The sequence below is a fragment of the Alcanivorax sp. HI0044 genome (assembly GCF_001634945.1).
In genome coordinates this window covers 1-621 of the sequence record NZ_LWEZ01000620.1, presented here as the reverse complement: position 1 = coordinate 621, position 621 = coordinate 1, and the positions used below count along the sequence as shown (strand labels likewise).

The following is a 621-nucleotide window of genomic DNA, read 5'->3' as shown; positions in this document are numbered from 1 at the left end:
CAGCGGCGTCTCATCCTGCTCCGCGCGCACCCAGCCCGCCTGATACTGGTAGCGGGTACCGGGTTCAAGCCCATTAACCACCACCACCCCGGAGCCATCGAAGTTCCCGTTGAGGCGAAATTTACGAGGCTCAGACCAGCTGTCTTCCCCCTCTTTGCGCCAGCGAACTCGCCCCCACATAAACTTGTCGCCCGCGCCCAGCTCCCCTTTCGGCAATGCACCGAACAGGCGCACATGGTTCACACCGGACTCACCCGTAATCGGCCCCACCGCAAAGCGGTTCACTATCCCTGTCATCTGTTATTCTCCCCCTGCATTGAGCCCCCCGGCTCACGCTGCTAGCATCACTGAATAGAGGTGATGTCACCCCGTCTATTCAGGATAAAGACACTTTGCTCAAGGACTCGAAAGCCGCTCTGCTTTTATTCGTCGCTTTTGCTTCGATTTGCCTGTCTTCCCTGGCTTCAGCCAAAGGGCCGGACACCCAAATCATCGGCGAACAGCAGGAACACATTCACCCCTATCAGGGCCTGTACACCTTCTGCACGCCTGCGGATCAGTCGCCTGACATTAATGCCATTCTTCAACGCACCGACCTGCCCTGGCAACCGTCCGGTGCCA

The 621-nt window shown here is 58.3% G+C and carries 2 protein-coding genes; one reads left to right on the top strand and one right to left on the bottom strand.

Annotated elements, in window-relative coordinates:
* Nucleotides 1–297: fibronectin type III domain-containing protein (locus A3730_RS07500; protein WP_197477354.1), on the bottom strand; the 297-nt coding region annotated here is incomplete at its 3' end.
* Nucleotides 298–392: 95 nt separating this feature from the next.
* On the opposite strand from A3730_RS07500, the gene A3730_RS07495 reads away from it, so the two are divergent.
* On the top strand, nucleotides 393–621 hold a 229-nt coding region (locus tag A3730_RS07495; RefSeq protein ID WP_156501056.1), incomplete at its 3' end, for a hypothetical protein.